Origin of the sequence: Streptacidiphilus monticola, from assembly GCF_042658505.1 — a bacterium.
Classification (GTDB): domain Bacteria; phylum Actinomycetota; class Actinomycetes; order Streptomycetales; family Streptomycetaceae; genus Streptacidiphilus; species Streptacidiphilus monticola.
The window spans coordinates 1-18,050 of record NZ_JBHSQJ010000064.1; the positions used below are offsets into that span (position 1 = coordinate 1).

The 18,050-nt window shown below is 71.1% G+C and carries 18 protein-coding genes; 7 read left to right on the top strand and 11 right to left on the bottom strand.

Annotated elements, in window-relative coordinates:
- From ACFP3V_RS15560 to ACFP3V_RS15570, 3 genes are all read right to left on the bottom strand, one after another.
- A partial coding sequence (locus tag ACFP3V_RS15560) for a CHAP domain-containing protein (protein ID WP_380583699.1) occupies positions 1-1,242 on the bottom strand: 1,242 nt, incomplete at its 3' end.
- A 236-nt stretch (positions 1,243-1,478) separates the two neighbouring features.
- On the bottom strand, positions 1,479-1,781 hold the full coding sequence (locus tag ACFP3V_RS15565; RefSeq protein WP_380583701.1) for a hypothetical protein: 303 nt from the start codon (positions 1,779-1,781) through the stop codon (positions 1,479-1,481).
- 8 nt (positions 1,782-1,789) lie between these two features.
- Positions 1,790-1,978, bottom strand: coding sequence for a hypothetical protein (locus ACFP3V_RS15570; protein ID WP_380583703.1), 189 nt, complete (start codon positions 1,976-1,978; stop codon positions 1,790-1,792).
- A 412-nt stretch (positions 1,979-2,390) separates the two neighbouring features.
- On the opposite strand from ACFP3V_RS15570, the gene ACFP3V_RS15575 reads away from it, so the two are divergent.
- Both ACFP3V_RS15575 and ACFP3V_RS15580 read left to right on the top strand, forming a co-directional pair.
- A complete protein-coding gene (locus ACFP3V_RS15575; RefSeq protein ID WP_380583705.1) occupies positions 2,391-3,362 on the top strand; it encodes a LuxR C-terminal-related transcriptional regulator in 972 nt (323 codons plus the stop codon).
- 511 nt (positions 3,363-3,873) lie between these two features.
- Positions 3,874-4,257 (top strand): LexA family protein, encoded by a 384-nt coding sequence (locus ACFP3V_RS15580; protein ID WP_380583707.1) that lies wholly within the window; start codon positions 3,874-3,876, stop codon positions 4,255-4,257.
- Positions 4,258-4,275: 18 nt separating this feature from the next.
- On the opposite strand, the gene ACFP3V_RS15585 is transcribed toward ACFP3V_RS15580, so the two are convergent.
- Positions 4,276-4,800 (bottom strand): hypothetical protein, encoded by a 525-nt coding sequence (locus ACFP3V_RS15585; protein ID WP_380583708.1) that lies wholly within the window; start codon positions 4,798-4,800, stop codon positions 4,276-4,278.
- 144 nt (positions 4,801-4,944) lie between these two features.
- Between ACFP3V_RS15585 and ACFP3V_RS15590 the strand changes: the two genes are divergently transcribed.
- On the top strand, positions 4,945-5,505 hold the full coding sequence (locus tag ACFP3V_RS15590) for a hypothetical protein (protein ID WP_380583709.1): 561 nt from the start codon (positions 4,945-4,947) through the stop codon (positions 5,503-5,505).
- 516 nt (positions 5,506-6,021) lie between these two features.
- On the opposite strand, the gene ACFP3V_RS15595 is transcribed toward ACFP3V_RS15590, so the two are convergent.
- Positions 6,022-6,471, bottom strand: coding sequence for a carboxymuconolactone decarboxylase family protein (locus ACFP3V_RS15595; RefSeq protein WP_380583710.1), 450 nt, complete (start codon positions 6,469-6,471; stop codon positions 6,022-6,024).
- An 83-nt stretch (positions 6,472-6,554) separates the two neighbouring features.
- On the opposite strand from ACFP3V_RS15595, the gene ACFP3V_RS15600 reads away from it, so the two are divergent.
- Positions 6,555-7,433, top strand: coding sequence for a sigma-70 family RNA polymerase sigma factor (locus ACFP3V_RS15600; protein WP_380583712.1), 879 nt, complete (start codon positions 6,555-6,557; stop codon positions 7,431-7,433).
- A 216-nt stretch (positions 7,434-7,649) separates the two neighbouring features.
- Here the strand turns inward: ACFP3V_RS15600 and ACFP3V_RS15605 are convergent, their stop codons facing one another.
- Positions 7,650-8,240 (bottom strand): hypothetical protein, encoded by a 591-nt coding sequence (locus ACFP3V_RS15605; RefSeq protein ID WP_380583713.1) that lies wholly within the window; start codon positions 8,238-8,240, stop codon positions 7,650-7,652.
- 381 nt (positions 8,241-8,621) lie between these two features.
- On the opposite strand from ACFP3V_RS15605, the gene ACFP3V_RS15610 reads away from it, so the two are divergent.
- Positions 8,622-8,861 carry a hypothetical protein gene (locus tag ACFP3V_RS15610; protein ID WP_380583714.1) on the top strand — a complete coding sequence of 80 codons (240 nt, stop codon included), beginning with the start codon at positions 8,622-8,624 and terminating at the stop codon, positions 8,859-8,861.
- Positions 8,862-9,086: 225 nt separating this feature from the next.
- Positions 9,087-9,653, top strand: a complete 567-nt coding sequence (locus ACFP3V_RS15615) for a CYTH domain-containing protein (protein ID WP_380583715.1) — start codon at positions 9,087-9,089, stop codon at positions 9,651-9,653.
- Positions 9,654-9,855: 202 nt separating this feature from the next.
- Here ACFP3V_RS15615 and ACFP3V_RS15620 read toward each other — a convergent pair whose 3' ends face one another.
- Positions 9,856-10,764 (bottom strand): helix-turn-helix transcriptional regulator, encoded by a 909-nt coding sequence (locus tag ACFP3V_RS15620; protein WP_380583717.1) that lies wholly within the window; start codon positions 10,762-10,764, stop codon positions 9,856-9,858.
- A 329-nt stretch (positions 10,765-11,093) separates the two neighbouring features.
- Between ACFP3V_RS15620 and ACFP3V_RS15625 the strand changes: the two genes are divergently transcribed.
- A complete protein-coding gene (locus tag ACFP3V_RS15625) occupies positions 11,094-12,548 on the top strand; it encodes an MFS transporter (protein ID WP_380583719.1) in 1,455 nt (484 codons plus the stop codon).
- 894 nt (positions 12,549-13,442) lie between these two features.
- Here the strand turns inward: ACFP3V_RS15625 and ACFP3V_RS15630 are convergent.
- The 4 genes from ACFP3V_RS15630 to ACFP3V_RS15645 all read right to left on the bottom strand — a co-directional run bounded on the left by ACFP3V_RS15630 (position 13,443) and on the right by ACFP3V_RS15645 (position 17,410).
- A complete protein-coding gene (locus ACFP3V_RS15630) occupies positions 13,443-13,793 on the bottom strand; it encodes a hypothetical protein (protein ID WP_380583721.1) in 351 nt (116 codons plus the stop codon).
- A gap of 236 nt (positions 13,794-14,029) precedes the next feature.
- Positions 14,030-15,025 (bottom strand): quinone oxidoreductase family protein, encoded by a 996-nt coding sequence (locus ACFP3V_RS15635; protein WP_380583723.1) that lies wholly within the window; start codon positions 15,023-15,025, stop codon positions 14,030-14,032.
- A 488-nt stretch (positions 15,026-15,513) separates the two neighbouring features.
- The gene (locus ACFP3V_RS15640) at positions 15,514-16,344 is read right to left on the bottom strand and encodes a heavy metal-binding domain-containing protein (protein ID WP_380583725.1); all 831 of its coding nucleotides are present in this window, start codon (positions 16,342-16,344) and stop codon (positions 15,514-15,516) included.
- Between the two features lie 88 nt (positions 16,345-16,432).
- Complete coding sequence (locus tag ACFP3V_RS15645; RefSeq protein ID WP_380583727.1) at positions 16,433-17,410, bottom strand: heavy metal-binding domain-containing protein; 978 nt, start codon at positions 17,408-17,410, stop codon at positions 16,433-16,435.
- Between the last annotated feature and the right edge of the window lie 640 nt (positions 17,411-18,050).

Consider the following 18,050-nt stretch of genomic DNA (forward strand, 5'->3'; position numbering starts at 1 on the left):
CAGACGACCCGCCGCCAGATTCGTCATCGGCGCACTGGAAGGGGTGTCGGCGGGGTTGTGGAGCCACTGGACGGATCCGCCCTCACCAGTGATCTCCGTGACGTTCCAGTTGCTCACGGAGGCGCTGTTGTAACCGCCGTCGCCGGTCCAGTTCTGGTCGACGAAGTAGACGGTGCCGTTGCCGGAGGAGTCGACAGTGGACTTGTACACGACGCCGGTGTGGCCGGCCGCGGAGGAGCCCACGGCGAAGCTGAGGACGTCCCCGGGGACCGGCGCGGTCTTCGCGCCGTCGCCGTTGGAGTGGAGCTGGAACTTGCTGGGGTAGCTGTTGTACCAGTTCGCGGCCTCCTGGTTGCCGTTGCCGCCGGGGCCGTTCAGGCCGTAGCGCTGGACCAGGTAACGGTCGCTCAGGTCAGCGCACTGCCACTCAAGTTGGGCGACGCCCGGGACGTGGTCGATGGCGTTACCGCCGTTGGTGCACACCTGCAGGCCCATGAACGTGCCGCTGCTGGAGAGCGTGCTGCCGTTGCCGTCGCAGGTGGCGCTCCACCACGAGGGACGGCCCAGGCTGCCGCTCAGCGCCACGTCGGCGGGGTGGATCCGGCCCGTGGCCGGGGCTGTCACGGGGGTGGTCCGGTGCGGGTCGACGGTGGTGCGGACGTTGGTGTTGCGGCTGGTGACGGTGAGTCCGGCGCCGAAGCCCTTGGGCAGGTGGGCCTGGTCGTGCTGGAGGTTGACGACCCAGGTGCGGCCGCCGGCGTCGACGATCCACTCGATGGCCTCGATGTCGGTGCGCGCCCCCTTCCGGCCGGTCAGGTCGCCGTGGGAGTGGACGACGATGCCGCGGACCCGCTGCCCGAAGACCGTGGCCACCGGACCGTTCTGGGTCCCATGGAGGGCTCGGGCCCAGGCGGCGGTGTCGCCCGCTTCCGACACCGGGAACGGGTACACGGACTGCGGCAGCGTCTCCCCGAACGGGACGGCCATGACGGACAAGTACTGGTAGGCGGGCTTGAGGTCGCCGACCGAGGCGACCTGCACGCCGGCGCCCGGGGCGGCGACGTAGGGCTTGCCGGCGGGAATGTCGCGGCTGCTGACGTCGAGCGTGACGTGGTCGAGGGTGATCGCCATCCGCTGCGCGGCGACGCGGTGGGCGGTCCGGGTGTCCGCGTGGGCGGGCAGGACTGTCAGGCCGGAGACGGCAGCCGCGGCGACGGCGGTGGCGACCGCGGTCTTCTTCATTCGCTGGTTAATCGTGAGCATGACATACCTGTTCTCGTGGGCGCACCACGAAGGGTGCGAGGGATGGGTGGTCCCCAACTGAAGGTGGGAAGCGGCGCGTTCGGAGGAGGCGGTGGACTCAGGCGGTCTCGGGGCGACGGGCTCCCGCGCCGGGGCTGTGCGCGCCTGGAGGAGGGCCGCCCTGCAGAAGCAGCGGTCGTTTGGAGGAGTCGGCTGCCGCAGCCGCGCGGCCCGGGTCAGGCTGCCGTCACCTGCGGGGGCAGAAAGCGGCTTCGCAGCACGGGAGATGCCTGATGGCTCCGGTGGAGCAGCCCCTCGGCCCGGTCGAGGGCACTGCGGCCGTCAGGGTCGCCGGCCGAGCGGGTGAGCAGGAAGAGGAGCAGGTCGACGCGGTCCGCCTCAGGTCGACAGAAGACATGTTCGAGCCCGTCCTCCGGGACGGCGTGAGCCCACAGGGCCCCGAGCACCTCCGCGTTCTCACCCGGCGGGGACAGGCCGGACACGAGGCGGCGGTAGAGGCTCGCACGGACGAGGTCCATGAGCCGCTTCAGCCCCAAGTACCGCTGTCCGGCGAGGCCGTGGCGGTGACGGAGGGCTGGGCGGCCTGCGGGGTCCCGGCCGCGGTGGCGGCAGGCGTGGCGGCGGACGTGGCGGCGACGGCCACGGAGGGCAGGACGACCGTGGCGAGCGCGAGGGCGGCGACCGCGGCGGCCTGGACGACACAGGTGCGGATCATGGTGACTGTTCCTCTCGGTTGCAGTGGACGGGCAATCCGGATCCGATACGGCGTCCCGCGGTCGACGCCTCGTCCGGCTGCCACCCCGGCGGCGTGCCGTGCTGGCGAGATCAGCTTCGCCGCAGACCAGCGATCTTGGAAGGGCTTTCGGTGGTCCTGAACAGGGCCTGTCCTGATGCGGACATCCCGTCGTCCACAGACCGTCAGGTATTGCGTACGAAAGTCGGCTTCGCCCTCGCTTCGCTCCCGACCGAACGTGGACGAAAGGATCAATCAGCACAGGTGGGAGTCTCCGCGCATATGCCCCCACCTGCATGAACACCTCAAAAAGATCTTGAAGGGGGGCGGCGGGACTGCCATCCTGACGCGAGGCACGGCCGGGGGCGCAGTGCGGGGAGGGGACCAGCGGACCATGCTGCAAACACTCGGGCTGAGCCCCGACGCCACGGCGGTCTACCAGGTGATGCTCGACCACCCCGGCCATGGCGTCGACGGGATCGCCGCCACCTGTCGTCTCACTTCCGCGCAGGTCCATGCCTGTCTCGACGAGCTCGGACAGCTGATGCTGGTCCGGGCCTCCCGCGACCACCCCGGCCGGCTGCGGGCCGTCGATCCGGAGATCGGCCTGGCCGACATGGTCGCCCGCCAGGAGGCCGAACTCGCCGCCCGGCAGGCCCAGTTGGCCGCCTCACGCGCTGCGGTCACCCGCATGGTCGCCGACCGCGCCGAGCACCGCGCCGGCCACGGCGAGCGCCTGCTCGGCATGGACGCCATCCAGGACCGGCTGGAACGCCTGTGCCGCGCCGCGCAGACCGAGATCATCGGCGTCCAACCGGGCATCCAACAGCAGGAGGACCTCAACGCCGGACGCGACCACGACCTCGCCGCCCTCGGGCGCGGTGTCGCCATGCGTACCCTGTACCAGGACATCGCCCGCGGCCACGCCCACATCGTGGCCTACGGCCACACCCTGCTCAGTCATGGCGGGGAGGTACGCACCGCGCCGACCATCCCGCAGCGCCTGGTCATCGTCGACCGCAGCCACGCCCTCGTGCCGATCGACCCTGCCAACACCCGCAAGGGCGCCCTGCACGTCACCGAACCCGGCATCGTGGCCGCCCTGTTCGAGCTGTTCGAGCAGGCCTGGAACACCGCCGTCCCGCTCGGCGCAGCCCGCCCCGAGGACCCGCGCACCGGCCTCACCGACCACGAACGCGAACTGCTGCGCCTGCTCGGCACCGGCCTCACCGACGAGGCGGTCGGCCAGCGGCTCGGCCTCACCGATCGCACGATCCGCCGACAAGTGGCCTCCATCATGGAACGCCTCGGCGCGGCCAGCCGCTTCGAAGCCGGCATCAAGGCCGCCCAGCGCGGGTGGTTGTGACCCCATCGGCCCGGCCATCTGCCGTGGGCGGGGTGGGCGGGGCGCGTCTCATGGTGGTCGTGCACTGCGAGGAGGCGGTCCGGTTCCGGCTTCTCCCCCCGGCGTCCGCCGCCGGCTCGGCGCCGGCGGCGGGCCACCCTGCCGGCACGGTCGGCGCGGTCGGCACGGACGGCGCGACGGCCGATGTCCGTCAGCCGGCGTAAGCACGCAGGCGTGCCTCGTGGTGCAGGCGGGCGGCAGCGACCTCCTCGCTGACGTCCTCATGGTGGTGGTCCTGATGCCACCTAAGGATCACGCCGAGTGCCACCCCGGCGTCGCCATGTCGGCCCGGGACGGCACCTCGGCGCCGCCGTGGAGTTGACCTCCGCCCCCGCTCGGTGCACCACCAGGTCGGCCGGCTGGAGAAGCTCGGTTACTGGCCCGCGATCCTCGCCGGCCACGCCCCGCCTACTGCCTTACCCCGGCAGACCGCAAACCCGAGGAGAGGACCCGGTACCAGCCGGACGCGAGCGTGATCAGTGCACCGCCGCCCCGGCAGATCGCCGCCGGAACCTCGCCGCTGGCGGAGGAGATGGTCGAGGACATCCTGGCCGTACCGGCGCAGCTGGTCGGCTCCGTCGACCCGGCCGACGTGTTCGTCCTGAAGTCGCGCGGCGACTCCATGGCCGGCCCAGGGCAGATTCTCGACGAGGACTTCGTGGTGGTTCGCCGTCAGCAGGCCGCAGGCGACGGCGACATCATCACCGCGCTCCTCGAGGACGAAGCCACCGTCAAGCGCCTCAAGCGCAAGAACGGCCGGGTGCGGCTGATGCCCGACAGCCCCGTGCACGACCCGATCCCCGGCGAGCACGCCATCGTGCTCGGCCGGGTCGTCGCGGTGATGCGGGTCCTGTAGGACCAGGGTGGTGGGCGGCTACCTGTGGTAGAAGTCGGCGGTGACCCGGTTCTGGCAGTAGATGGTCCCGCCCGTGTGGTCCCGCAGGTCAGCCCATGCCGGGTAGATGCCGAGGTGGGCCTTCTGGGAGAAGCTCCAGGACAGTTCCAGGGTGTGGGTCTGGTGGGGCTTGAAGGTGCCGAAGGGCATGCCGAAGGCCTGCCACTGCGGTTCGCTGCCCTTGACCGGCGGCGGGGCCCAGCCGAAGTGGATCAGGTGCCAGTGGCCCTTGTCGATGCGCCACCAGATCATGGGCGGCTGCGACTTCGTCAGGCCAAGCTGGTCGATGAAGAGGTCCCAGGTCGTTCCGGTGACCGTGACACCACTCTTGTTGATGATCTTGTAGTAGCCGTCGACCTTCTGTCCCGCGTGCAACGCGGTCGGCGTGGCGCTGACGAACGGCATCGAGAACTGCGGCGTCGCCGCCCCGGCCGTCCCCGGCACGCTCGCGAGCGCGGCAGCCGTCAGTGCGGCCGCCACGGCCGCCTTGACGAACTTCTTCATTGTGTCCCTCCCCTTGGGTGAGCGCTGATCATAGAGCCGCCCGGGAACGGCGCGCACGGCGTTAGGGCCACGTTCTGCCGGGGGCCATGCGGGACCCCGGAAACTTGATCGGCTTTGTCGGAGCCGGCCCCTACGATCCGGGACATGCCTGACGCCTTTACGGTCCTATGGACGCACGACACCTGCCACGCCCTGCGCAAGGAGAAGCGGGCCGGCCTGCGGCCGCCCGTCGCGTTCAGTGGGGTCCACTCCTCGTTGCCCAGTTGGTCCAGCGCCAAGCCGGGCGACGAGGTGTTCTCCCTGCACGTCAACCGGCGCGTCGTCTACGTGGTCTCCCGCATGCGTATTCTCGACAAGCAGCGCGGCGAGTGCTGCGGGGCCGCGCCGGAGTCGTGGCGGGACCCGTCCCATCCGGGACACCACGACTGGTGGATGCTGGGGGCCGGCGGATGCGGTGCCACCGCCGTCCATGTCGACGCCACTCCCGTCCGGTTCGACCTGCCGCTTCCGGGGGACCTGCTCGGCGAACTGACGTGGCGCAACCGCCGGGGCGTCACCCGGGGACTGAAGTATGTGGTCGACGGCATGCTGGAGCACTCGGTCGGTCTCCAGGGGTTCTACCGCCTCACGCCCGAATCACATGCCGCGCTCGCATCCCTGGTCGAGGCGGCACCGCACGCCGCCACGCCGGTCACGGCCTCCTGAACTCTCCCGCTGCGAGTAGGTCGAGGGGGCCGGCACCCTGGCCCGGAACGTGAGTGGACTGCTCGGCGAGCAGGTCCGCCACTACGAACGCGGCACGCTGACCGCGCTGACCGGCTGAGTGTCTAACTGCGCTACAACCGCCGCGTACTGCGGTGGCGGAGCACGGCCGCTCGGGGATCGCTCCCCCAGGCCACGCAGGCTCTGGCCGCTGTTCACCTGGCACGCGGAGAGGCTTCGAGACGAAGAGGTCAGGGGTGTACGCCGCGTGGTGGGGTCCGGCGGCCCAATCCACCTGACAGCGACGAACGCGGCTGCGTCTCAAGAGCCTTGGGAGGTCGCCTTGCGTCGGGCCTGCGTGAGGTAGAAGTCGACGGACCGGGTGAGGAACAACGCGTCCTGAGGATCGGCCTGACTGTCGCGAGAGCTGCGGAGAACACGCCCTGCATGCCGCGGGGGCCTGTGCTCGGTGTGCCGGCTGGAGGGGCGCCATCCGTCGTGGATGACGCCCCAGTCGGCTCACCAGGTCTTGCCTGCCTGTTCCCGGATCGTGTGGTTGATCCGGTTGAAGAAGTTGGTCATGGCGATCTCCAGGGTGATCGCGCCCAGCTGCTCCCCGGTGAAGTGGTCGGCAGCGGCATCCCAGACCTCGTCGGTCACGCCGGGGCCGCCGTCCTGGATGCGGGTGGCGGCCTCGGTCAGTGCGAGCGCCGCGCGCTCCTCCTCGGTGAAGAAGGGCGTCTCGCGCCACGCGACCACGTGGTGCAGCCGCTCGTCCGTCTCACCGGCCTTCTTCGCACCCGAGACAGTGGCGAAGACGCACGGCGCACAGCCGTTGATCTGACTGGCGCGCAGGTGGACCAGCGACAGCAGCCGCCGGTCGACACCCCCTGCGGCTATCGCCTTGTGGAGGTGCTGGATCGCGGTCATCAGGTCGGGGCTCATCGCACCCTTGAGGCGTGGTTCCATCAGTCCTGCTCCTTCAGCGGTTACCTGGACCCGTCCGGGCCCGTCATCACCCATGACGGAGCGGATTCGGGGAAGGTAACAACATGTTCGAGACCGGCTCGACGGACCCGGTGGCCGAGGTGTTCGAGTCCCAGCGCGACCGGCTGCGCGCGGTCGCCTACCGCATGCTCGGATCCCACGCCGATGCCGAGGACGTGGTCCAGGAGGCCTGGCTGCGGCTCTCCCGCCAGGAGACGGCGTCCATCGAGAACCTCGCGGGTTGGCTGACCACCGTGGTCGGCCGGATCAGCCTCGATGTCCTGCGTTCGCGCCGGACTCGCCCCGAGGCCTCCTACGACGACCGTCTGCCCGAATTGGTGGTGACACTCGACGACGCTCCCGCCCCGGACGACGACGCGGTGCTCGCCGACTCGGTCGGGCTCGCGCTTCTCGTCGTCCTCGATTCGCTGCGGCCCAGCGAGCGGCTGGCGTTCGTGCTGCACGACCTGTTCGCGGTGCCGTTCGACGAGATCGGCCGCATCCTCGGCAAGTCCACCGACGCCACCAAGATGCTCGCGAGCCGCGCCCGCCGGAAGGTCCAGGCGACCGAACGGCCGACCCGCGCGGGCCGGGAGCAGCGCGAGGTCGTCGATGCCTTCCTGGCGGCGGCCCGTGGTGGGGACTTCGAGGGGTTGCTGCGCGTCCTCGACCCCGAGGTGAGGCTCACCGTCGATACCGCCGGTGGCGTGGTCGTCACCCTCGGCGCCACCAAGGTCGCCGCCGGCGCGCGGCTGGCCGCCAGCGCGGCCACCCTGGGCCGGGCGGCACTCGTGGGTGGCCTTCCCGGAGTCGTCTCCTGGCGCGAGGACGGCACCGCGCTCTCGGTTATGGCATTCACCGTCGCCGACGGCCAGATCACCGCGATCACGGCCGTGGTCGACCCGGCCAAGCTCGCGCAGATGGACCTGCCGGATCCAGTGTGAGCGGTCCCGTCACGCCGCCTGCCCGTGATGCCCGACCAGGACACCGATCTCGAACCGGGCGGTGCGGGTCACCGCCCGCTACCGCCCCCGTACTCACACCCGGTAGCGGGAATCCGCTGCCGGGGAGGGCAACTGGCCGCCGGTGGGGACCAATCACCGGGGAATCGCCGGCCGCCCAAGGGAGATGACCTCGGCCGCGGGCCCGTGGGCGAGGTGTCATCGACGCTGCGCCGGGTGGGGGTGGGTCAGCGCTTTGGAGGTGTCGTACACGACGGTGTAGGAGCTGAAGCCCTGTTCGTAGAGGTTGGCCTTCTGGCAGGCCGCGGTGCCCAGGGCGACGTAGCCCCACCACCAGGTGCGCTGGGCCTTGGCGCTGAAGCTCCAGGACAGTTCGACGGTCCGCTTCTGGTGGGCTGCGAAGGAGCCGATGTTCACGCCGCTGATGTACCACTCGGACGCCGCCCGGGTGCCGCCGCGTTGGAAGGTGAAGGCCGCGCGGTGCCAGGAGCCGTGGTCGACCCGCCACCACAGGGTGGGAGCAGGGCCCACGCGGACGGTCCCGGGGGTCACCACGACCATCATGTTCACCGGCCCGGTGGCGTGCGGCCGGGTGTTGGTGAAGCCCAGGAAGTTGTCGGCCTTCTGTCCCGGCTTGCGCGCGACGGGTACGGTGCCGTTGAACTTGCTCGCCAACGAGCCGTCCTTGCAGTCGGCCGCGGTCACCGCGTGCGCCTGCCCGGGCAGCGCGATGAGGCTTCCTGCAACCGCAACTGCCGCTGCTGCCGCCGCTGTTCGCATCCAGGTCATGCTTCCCCTCCCGGTGTCATGTGGCCGGGAGTCTAACCAGCAGCCCTGCGGTTCGCCGCCTGCAGCCCCAGGCGGGGGCTGCCATGAGCCCCCCGCCTGTCAGCCGCGGGGTGGTCTTCCCGCCCACGGCCCGGGTCCACTTCCCGCTGGCTCCCCCTTCCCAGTGCGGCGGTGAGGGTCGTCCGCGGGCACGCCCCGCCCCCTCGCCCAGATCGCCGGCAGATCACGTACCCCGCACGCCGGCCACTTCCGCACCGGGGACTGCTCGTCCTCATGACCGCGGCCTCCGGGGATTCCCCTCGCCGGGTGCGGTTGTCCGGACGGGGACCGCTGTGGGCTCGGACGTCGGCCCGGGACAGCGACCGCGAGGAAGCCGACCCCGTGCCCGACCAGGTGGGCTACCGGCAGCATGCCCTCCGGCTCAGCCCGACGGAACTGGCGGAGCTGATCAGCGAGCTGCGCGCAGCCATCGCGCCAAGGCTGGCCAACTCGCCCACCCGCCAGCGGGCACAGTACCTGCTCAGCCCGATCCACTTCCCGGTGGAAGTCCCGCAGCAGCACCCCGAGCGACCGACGAGCACAGCCCAGCAGCCACCCCGTTCCGGCGACGACGCATCCTGACATCCGCGGCCAGACGACCCCCCGCCACCGGCCGCGAGCGGGCCATCAGAACCGGCCGCCCACACCATCACCGTCCCAGCCGCGCACAGGCCTTGCCAGACTTCGATCACAGCGCACAGCAGCGGCCTTGCCCGGGTCGGCGATCCCAATGCCGCAGCAGCCGCAGACACCGAGCTGCTGGGCGAGGTGAGGCGAGTGGGGAGACGTGTCTGAGAAGCTGTCCAGATGACGGACAAGGCTGCTGGGGTTCAAGGTCAGTCGGTGTGCCCGGGAAAATACGCACGCGTTGAGCGAGAGAGACGGTTCCTCCTGGCCGAACCACCGACACCGTCAACGGTGACGGCCACCCGTGTGATCACCGACCGGTATCTGGTGGGAACACGGCTGCGGCTGCGACGTGCCGATTTCTCAGACGGCGGCTGTGAACGCAAGCTCACGCAGAAAGTGCCGATCCCCCGCCCCGGCGGTGTTCAGGGTCTGATCACCAACACCTACTTGTCGCCGGCCGAGTACGACCTGCTCGCCTCGCTGCGGGCCGCGGTGCTGTCCAAGACGCGTTTCAGCGTGCCTCCCCTGGGCGTCGATGTCTTCAGCGGTCCCCTGCAGGGCCTGGTCCTTGCCGAGGCCGAGTTCACCACGGACGAGGAGGCGCAGTCCTTCGTTCCCCCGCCCCAGTGCGTGTCCGAGGTGACCAACGACGTTCGCTTCACCGGAGGACGGCTCGTCGAGACCTCCCGCCAGGATTTGCTCGGGTGGCTGGCGGAGTACGGGCTCGATCCCGAGGGACCCTGACCCCGATGTTGGGTCCACGGTCGGTCCCACGCCACCCACTGGAAGAGAGCGCCATCGGACGCCTCCGTCGCAGCGGGGCACACCGCCCCCTACGTCCCGCCACGTGGGCCTGCGGCGGCCGGGTACCGCACCGTCTCGCCCCACCCCGCACACCGGCCCACGGGCCCACGGGCCCACGGGCTCACGGGCTCACAGGCGAGATTCAGCGTCCGGCGGGCTCGGTCAGCTCGTGACGGGCCGCGGCGGGGTCCTGCAGGACGGGGGCGGTGGCGCTGCCGAGGAGGCGCAGGGCGGCCTCCGACGGGGAGCCGGGCTCGGCGGTGTAGGCGATCAGGTGCTGGCCTGCGGAGCCGGGGATGACCAGGTTCTCGAAGCTCAGTTCCATGGCGCCGACCAGGGGGTGACGCAGCTGCTTCACCCCCGAGGTGCAGGTGCGCACCGGGTGGCGGGCCCACAGGGTGGCGAACTCGTCGCTGTTCATGGTCAGTTGCCCGATCAGCTCGGCCAGGGACCGGTCGTCGGGGTGGCGGCCCGCGACCAGCCGCAGTGCGGCCACGGCGAGTTGCGCCTGGTCGTGCCAGTTGGTGTAGAGCCGCCGGTACTGCTCGTCGAGGAACAGCATCCGGGTCATGTTGGGACGGGCGGCGGGTGAATCGGGGCTGTCGGGCGGCAGGTGCCCGGCGAGCAGCGCGTGGCCCAGGTGGTTCCAGGCCAGTACGTCGTTGCGCCGGTCCATGACCAGGGCCGGCACGTCGGTCATGGCCCTCAGCAACTGCCGCGCCGAGGCGCTGGCGTGGGAGACCCGCAGCGAGGCGGGACGGGGCATCAGCGCGGCAGGGCGGGCGAGGTCCTTCAGGTGGGCCGTCTCGTCCTCGGTCAGCCGCAGGGTACGGGCGATCGCTTCCAGCAGGCCCTCGGAGACGCCGACGGCCCGCCCCTGCTCAAGGCGGGTGTAGTGAGTGAGGCTGACGTTCGCGAGCGCCGCCAGTTCCTCACGACGCAACCCGGCAACCCGGCGGCGGCCCGGGTGCGCGGTCAGGCCCACGTCCTCGGGGCGCAGTGCGGCGCGGCGCGACTTGAGGAAGTCTCCGAGTTCGGGCGCGGCGTCCATACGTGTGCTTCCCTGGTCGTCGGCGTGGTGGAAGTCCCCGGTGTGCTGCGGTCACCGGCCTTCCATGATGCCTGTCGGCTGTGACCGCCGGAAGCGGTGAGGGTGGTGCTGTGATGACTACCCTCACCGCTGCCCGAACCGGTGCTCGTCGAGCCGGCCGCCGGCGGCAGCCGTGAGGGTGGACATGCGATGACCACCCTCGCCCTGGCTGGGCAACGCAGGGTTCTGGCTCGGCAGTTGGGCGCCGACGATGCTCTCTCTCGTCCGTGCAGGTGCCGCCGTCGGGCGGCCCGTGCATCAACCCTGAGGGAAAAAGGGGACTCGACGTCATGTCTGTCACTGATACGCAGGCGGCCGGCGCCGCGGCGCCCGGTGCCGACGCCGCCGCAGCGGCGGCCCCGTCCGTACTGACTCCTCGGCTGCGGCTGATCCTGGTCCTGTTGCTGGCCACGCAGTTCATGCTGGCCGTGGACTTCGCCATTTTGAACGTGGCGCTGCCCGTGATCGGCAAGGGCCTGGGCTTCTCGCTGGGGAACCTGCAGTGGATCGGGACGACGTTCGCGCTGTGCGCGGCGGGCTTCACGCTGCTCTTCGGCCGCGTCGCCGACCTGTTCGGCCGACGCCGGCTGTTCCTCGCAGGGCTGGTCGTGCTGGCCGGGGGCTCGCTGATGGGCGGCCTGGCCCAGAACCCCCAGATGCTGATCATTGCCCGCGTGCTGCAGGGTCTGGCCACCGCGGCCGTCACCCCGGCCGCGCTCTCGCTCATGACGACCTCGTTCCCCGAGGGCCCGCTGCGGCAGAAGGCGCTCGGCCTCAACGGAGCGCTGATGTCCAGTGGCTTCACCACCGGCGCCATCCTCGGCGGTGTGCTGACCGACCTGTTGTCGTGGCGCTGGGCGTTCTTCATCAACCTGCCCGTCGCCGCCGCGGTGCTGCTGATCGCCCCGACGGTCATCAAGGAGTCCCGTCTCCAGGAGCGGCCCAAGCTCGACCTGCCCGGCGCCGTCACCGTGACCCTCGGCCTGCTGGCCATCATCTTCGGCCTCACCCAGGCCGGCGAGAAGGGCTGGACTGCGGCTGCCACCTTGCTGTCGCTGGCCGCCGGTGTCCTGCTGCTCGTGCTGTTCTGGGCTGTGGAACGCAAGGTCTCCGCACCGCTGGTGCCGCTCAGTGTCCTGGGCAAGCGCTCGGTGGCCTGGGGCAACGTCGCCGGCCTGGTCGCGTTCCTCACCGAGTGCTCGCTGGTGTTCCCGCTGACCCTGTACCTGCAGGACGTGCTCGGCTTCTCCCCGCTGGCGGCGGGCCTGTCCTTCGGTGTCCTCGGCCTGGGCACGGTCACCGGCGGCGTCACCGCGCCGAAGTTCATCGCCAAGCTCGGCAGCAAGCGGACCCTGATCGTGGGCGGCCTGCTGCAGGCGGTGTTCACCGCGGCCCTGATGGGCCTGGGCGACGATCGCGTGTGGCTGTGGCTGATGCTGGGCGCCAGCTTCTTCGGCGGCGTCGGGAACATGCTCGTCATCGTCGGCTTCATGGTCACCGCCACCTCGGGACTGGCCGACCACGAGCAGGGCCTGGCCACCGGCCTGGCCACGATGACGCAGCAGGTCGGTATCACCATGGGCACCCCGATCATGAGCGCCGTGGTCACCGCGGCCGCCGGCACCGGCGCCGCGGCCATCCTCGGCGGCCTGCGGGTCGCGATCGGCGTGAACGCCGCGATCGTCGTCCTCGGCCTCCTCACCAGCGCGATCTTCCTGCGCAGCGACCGCGCCCGCGCGCACTGACCCCGAACCACCCCACACATCTCCCGCCGCCGGGCCCCCACCCGGCGGCGGGCCCTTTGCGTCCCGGCGGCCTTCCAGGGCCGGGGCCGCGGGCGGGAGGTCGTTGGCGAGGCGGCGAAGGTGGTCACCGGCCTGCTGCTGACCAGGCCGGCGGCGACCGGACGGCCAGCCTGCCTTTGTGCTGTGGCTCAGGGACGTGATGGTCGGTGTCCAGGACGACTGGTTGCACGGCGGCGGACCCAGGCGGCGTCGCGCTGGCGCCGGTCGTGGATGAGGGCCAGGAACCCGTCCAGTTCCTGGCCCGGCTCGAAGGTGTCAGCCCGCAGGCCGTCGAGGCTGCGGATCGGCTGCGTGTTCTTCGCGGCCGGCAGCTCCCCGACCGACTGGCGCGGCCGCATCGGCGGATGGATGGGGTGCTCGGCTTCTCGGCTTGCGGTGCGCTCGCAGGAGCCTCCTGCCGGTGGCGGTCACTGCGTGCTGCCGCATGGTGGGCCGGTACCAGTCGCATCGCGGGGATCGCGATGGCGGTGGGTCGGCGGCGGGGGAGGGGCGGCGGCGAAGTCGGTGGCCTGCGCGGTGGCGTGCCGGTGTGGTCGCTGGCGGGCGAGGCTGCTTGGCGGGGGCGGTTGCGGTTGCTCTGGGCCGGGTCAGGGGCGTCGCCTATGGTCGACGGATCGGTGTCGGCTTGTCCCGCCAGGAAGGTCCATGACGGCTCATAACCCCGTCTCGCGGATGCCCCGCCGGTCGACTGGGGCCCTGTATGGCTCGCCGAAGGCGCGACAGCCGACCTTCGCACCCTTCGGCGAGGCAGCCCCAACTCTGGCGGAGCAGTCGGCGCCGGCCCCCTGATCCAGCGAGCGCCCAGGCAGCTTCAGCTCCCAGCCCCGAACCCGTTCACAGCCAGCGCTTGGCCGCTTCGACGCTGTCGCCTCCGCTGCTGTTGAACGCGATCGCGGCCTTCGGCGCGTGGCGCCGGACGAGGTTCACGACCTGCTCGAACAGCTCCAGCAGTGGCTCCGGCTTGCGGATGCCGCCGCCGATCACGACGACGTCCCACTCACGCTCCGACAGCGCGGTCACCATCGTGGTCTCGGCCGACTCGTCCAGGGCGATCAGGGCCATGGACGCCTCGATCGCATGGTCGCCGAACCGCGTCAACTCCTGCTCGAGGGCCGCCCGGACGGCCGCTCCGTCCATGCCGGGAATGGTGAGTGGATCGATTCCAAGGATGAGAACTGACGACATGCCAGCTGTGACGATCAAGCGAAGGGTTCCAGTTCCCGGTGTGAGTGCAACGGCCGCAGGCGGTCCTCAGCAGGAAGGGCCGACGCGCCGCCGACCGCCAGGCCCAGGGGTGGCAAGCGTTCCGGCCGAGGTTCGGGTCGTCGCGTGCGCGGCGTCGCCGAGCAGGCCGTCGCGGTCGACCGACCACGAACGGGCCCGCCCGGCGTGGCCCCCGCCGCAGGCCGCGCCGGCCGGGCTCAGGCGAACGAGAGAAGGAGCTTGCCGCGGGCCTCGCCCGTCTCGAGGAGCTGGTGTGCCTTCGCCGCCTCGGCCAGGGGCAGTATGCGCGTCACCCCGGACCGGATGCGTCCCGCCGCGAGCAACCGGAGGGCGCGGTCCAGGTACTCCCCGATCCGCTCGGGAGATCGGCGGGCGACGTCGCCGATGTTGAACCCCGCGACGGTCCGGTTGCTCTTCCACAGGTCCCGGACCGAGGTGGTCCACTGCTCGTGCCGACCGAGGTCACCGTAGGCCACCACGCGGCCGAACGGTTGGAGCACCGTCAGGCTCTGTTCCCTGACCGGACCGCCGACGGGGTCGAGGACTAGGTCCACGCCCCGGCCGGCGGTCACCTCGGTCAGACGTTCCGCGAAGCCTTCGCGCACGAAGACGTCGTCGTAACCCAGCCCGGCGGCATACGCGGTCTTCTGCGACGAGCCGACCGTCCCGTACACCCTGCTCGCCCCCAACTCCCGCGCCAACTGGGCGGCTGCGGAGCCCACACCTCCGGCCGCGGAGTGGATCAGCACGTCCTCGCCCTCCCGCAACCTACCGGCGTCGTTGAGTACGCCGAAAGCGGTGGGATAGACGCAGGGCAGCCCCGCCGCCTCGGCCGGGTCCGCCTCTCCCGCCGCCGTCCGCAGCGACCTGACGAACCGCGCGTCGGCGGTGACGACCTCGGCGTAGCCGCCGAAGTCGGGGAGGTACGCGGCGACAGGCTCACCGATCCTCAGCCCGCTCACTCCCGCGCCGAGTGCGAGGACCACCCCGGCCACTTCCAGGCCGGGAACGTCTACTCCCCCGGGACCGTCCGGTGCCCCGAACTCACCCCGGCGGTGCTGGATTTCAGCGAAGTTGACGCCGGCGAAGGCGACGCGCACAGCGACCTGGCCGCCGGCCGGCACCGGCTCGGGCAGCTCCAAGTCCTCCAGTACCTCGGCGCCTCCGTTGGCCCGGAATCCGACTGCCCTCATGCGACGCACCCCTCCTCGTCCCGGCCCGTGCGGCAGTGGGCCATACGGGAGCAGCAACTCAGCTGCGGATCTTGGCATTCCCGCCGCCCGTCCACCTACGTCCGCGCCCTGCGCCGACCAGAGGCGCGTGCTCCGCCGGCCGGCACGAGGGTCCTGATCCCGGCACCGCGGCGGCTCCGCGCCGGGCGTCACCCTCGTCGGCGCCCTGCGACCGAAGTAGACGACCCCGGCGATCAGCAGTCCGGTGACAAGCAGCCAGCCCCCACGAGCACTTCCTGCTCGCGTTGCGGGCTTCCATCCATCCGCCCCTGGCCGTCGCAGCCTCACACAGCCGAAGCGTCAGGACGACGTAGCCGGTCGCTGCTGCGCTCGGCACGCTCAGCTGCCGCCTCCCGGCGTTCGGCGTGGTCGGTCATGGTGCTGGGTGCTCCGTGTGGCGATCACGTGGACCTCTGGGTCAAGGCCAGAGGGCAGGGCGGTCGGGACGGTCAGCCGTCGAGGCTCAGCACCATCGTCGGGCGTTCGATCGTGTGGTCGGGGCGCAGCGGGCGCACCGCCGTGCCGATCGCGAAGAACTCCGTGGTGTGGTGGCCCCAGCGGTGGTTGTGTGCGCTCAGCTGCACCCCGACGATGCCCTCGGCGTGCAGCGCCTCGGCCTCCGCCTGCATCCGCGCCATCGCCAACTCGCGTGCGTCGTAGAGCGCTTGAGTGAACTGCTCGATCTCCACGTTCCGACCGATGTTCGACAGGACCGAACTCATCCTCTGGTGTGCGATGTGGTACACGCAGGTGCCCATGGTCATGCCCAGCGGTGCGTAGCCCGCGCGGATCAGGGTCCAGAAGTCCTGGCCGGAGAGGTCGGAGGTGAACGGCTGGCCCTTGTTGTTGCGCCAGCTCCCGCCATCCGGCGTCGGCGCGTCCGCCTTCACGGCCGTGCCGATGGCGATGAACTCCACGACGTCCGCTCCGAACTCCCGTGCCTCGACGCTGAGTCGGACGCCGACGATGCCGTCCGCGTTCAACGCGGCGGCTTCGGCCTGCATCCGGGACATCGCCAACTCGCGTGCGTGGTACATGGCCTGGCTGAGCGTCCCCAGCTCCTGGTTCTGGCTCCAGCGGCTCATCTGCATGCCCACGTGGTAGATCGAGCTGCCCAGCACCAGTCCGATCGGCTTGAACCCGGCCTCGCGCACGAGCAGGAACTCGTTCACCGACAGGTCGCTGGTGAAGATCGAACCGGGCCTGCCCGGCTGCAGTTCCGCCAGCCGCCGCATCGCGTCTGCGGGGATGCCCTGTGTGGTCGGATCAAAGGTGCTCATCTGTCTCGTCCCCCTTGAGAGTGTTGATGTCCGGTCAGCCCGCTTCGGGTCAGGCCTGGTCCCGTCGGCCGGTGGGCCGGTCGGCCGTTCAGTGCGGCTGGCCGTCGGCCGCGGCCTGCGCCAGTCGACGGCGGAGCTGGTCGGCCTTGACGTCACTGTCGTCCCTTTTCAGCGACAGGACGGAGAGCGTGCGGGGTGCGGACGATGCGGTCGCGAAGCGGGCGACGGCCGTGCCGATCATGATGCAGTCCGCGATGTGGTCGACCTGTTCCTCCTCCCCTCGTACACGCGGGCAGAGCTGCTCCCAGTGGCGCAGAGGGGCGTCGGCCAGGATCGCGCCGTCCCCGCCGTATCCGGCTGTCTGGAGGGATAGTTGGGTCCGGGCGTCTGCGCGGACCCGGCGGAGCAGCTGGGACCAGCCGCTCATCTCCGCGTTGTCCGGGGAACGCTTCTGCTGCAGGGTCCGGTAGTCGTCGTGGCGTACTGCGACGGACATGCCGACCAGCAGTTGCACTGGAACCCAGCCGGCCGCGACGAGTTTGGCGAAGCCCGCCCCGTTCAGGTGCGAGGTGAACGGCCACGGAGGCCGGACCGGGCCGGCGGCGCGTACCGCGGTCCCGATCACCTTGAACTCCAGGCAGTTCGGCGCGGTCGGGAACGGATGCATCGTCAACTGCGCCGCCACCACGCCGTCGCCGCCGAGGGCGGCGCACTCGGCGGCCATCCGGCCGATAGCGGTGCGCCGCGCCGTGTCCAGCACCTGCACCAGACCGGCGGCAGGGGCGCCGGTGCCCGAGAGGGCCACATCGGACGGAAAGTACCCGACGCTGCCGTACCGTCCGGCGCCTGCGTACATGCAGTCGAAGTAGTCTGCGTCCTGCCCCCCGAAGGCGACGCGGTGCACGGCCGACCCCATGACCAGCCCGACCGGCTCGAAGCCGACGGATCTGAGCGCCGCGAACTCGCCGGCCGACAACGCCGACGACCAGTTGCCCCGATATCTCGCCTCGGCGACCCGCGCCGCGGCCACAGGCGGCAGCCCAGCGCCGTTCCATGCCTCCGTCATGCGCCCCGTCCCCCGCCTCCGCGCGCACGCCCAACTCCGTTGCGGGCGTAGGCATTCCCATCTCATCCCCAGCAAACACCCTACGCGTGACCGGTCGGCCTCGACAGGGCCCGGGACTTCACCCGTCAGGCGGAAGCTGTTCCGCGCAGCACAGGAACATCCGGCGGAGCCCGAAGCAACAGCAAGTGCCCTCATCGACGCGTTTCGGCCTCCGTCCAGGTCGCGCAGCCGCCGCGGGAACGCCTCGGCCTGTTCCACCTGCCGCTCCATCGCGCGGCCCGCCCCCTGACCCTCTCCGTTGCCGCGATCAGCGTCATCGCGGCGCTCGTCTCCCTCCTGCTGAGGGACACCTCGGCCCCCGCCCTCCCACAGCAGCGAGCGGAGACAGCCACCGAGGTCGGGTGAGCGCCGTCCAGCACGCCGGGCGCGCCAGGGCTGATCCGGCCGACTCCGGCACCGCCGACTCGAACGCCACCGCGACCAGGGCGACGCGGCCGGCCCCGAACACGGGCAGCAGGATGCACAGTTCGTTGACGTCGCAGTGGTCCCGCGGTGCCTTCCAGGCCCATCGCGCCGTCGCCGACGACGGGTTTCGGGGTCGTCCACGCCTCGGCGGCGGCAGCCGCACAGCGGGACGGCT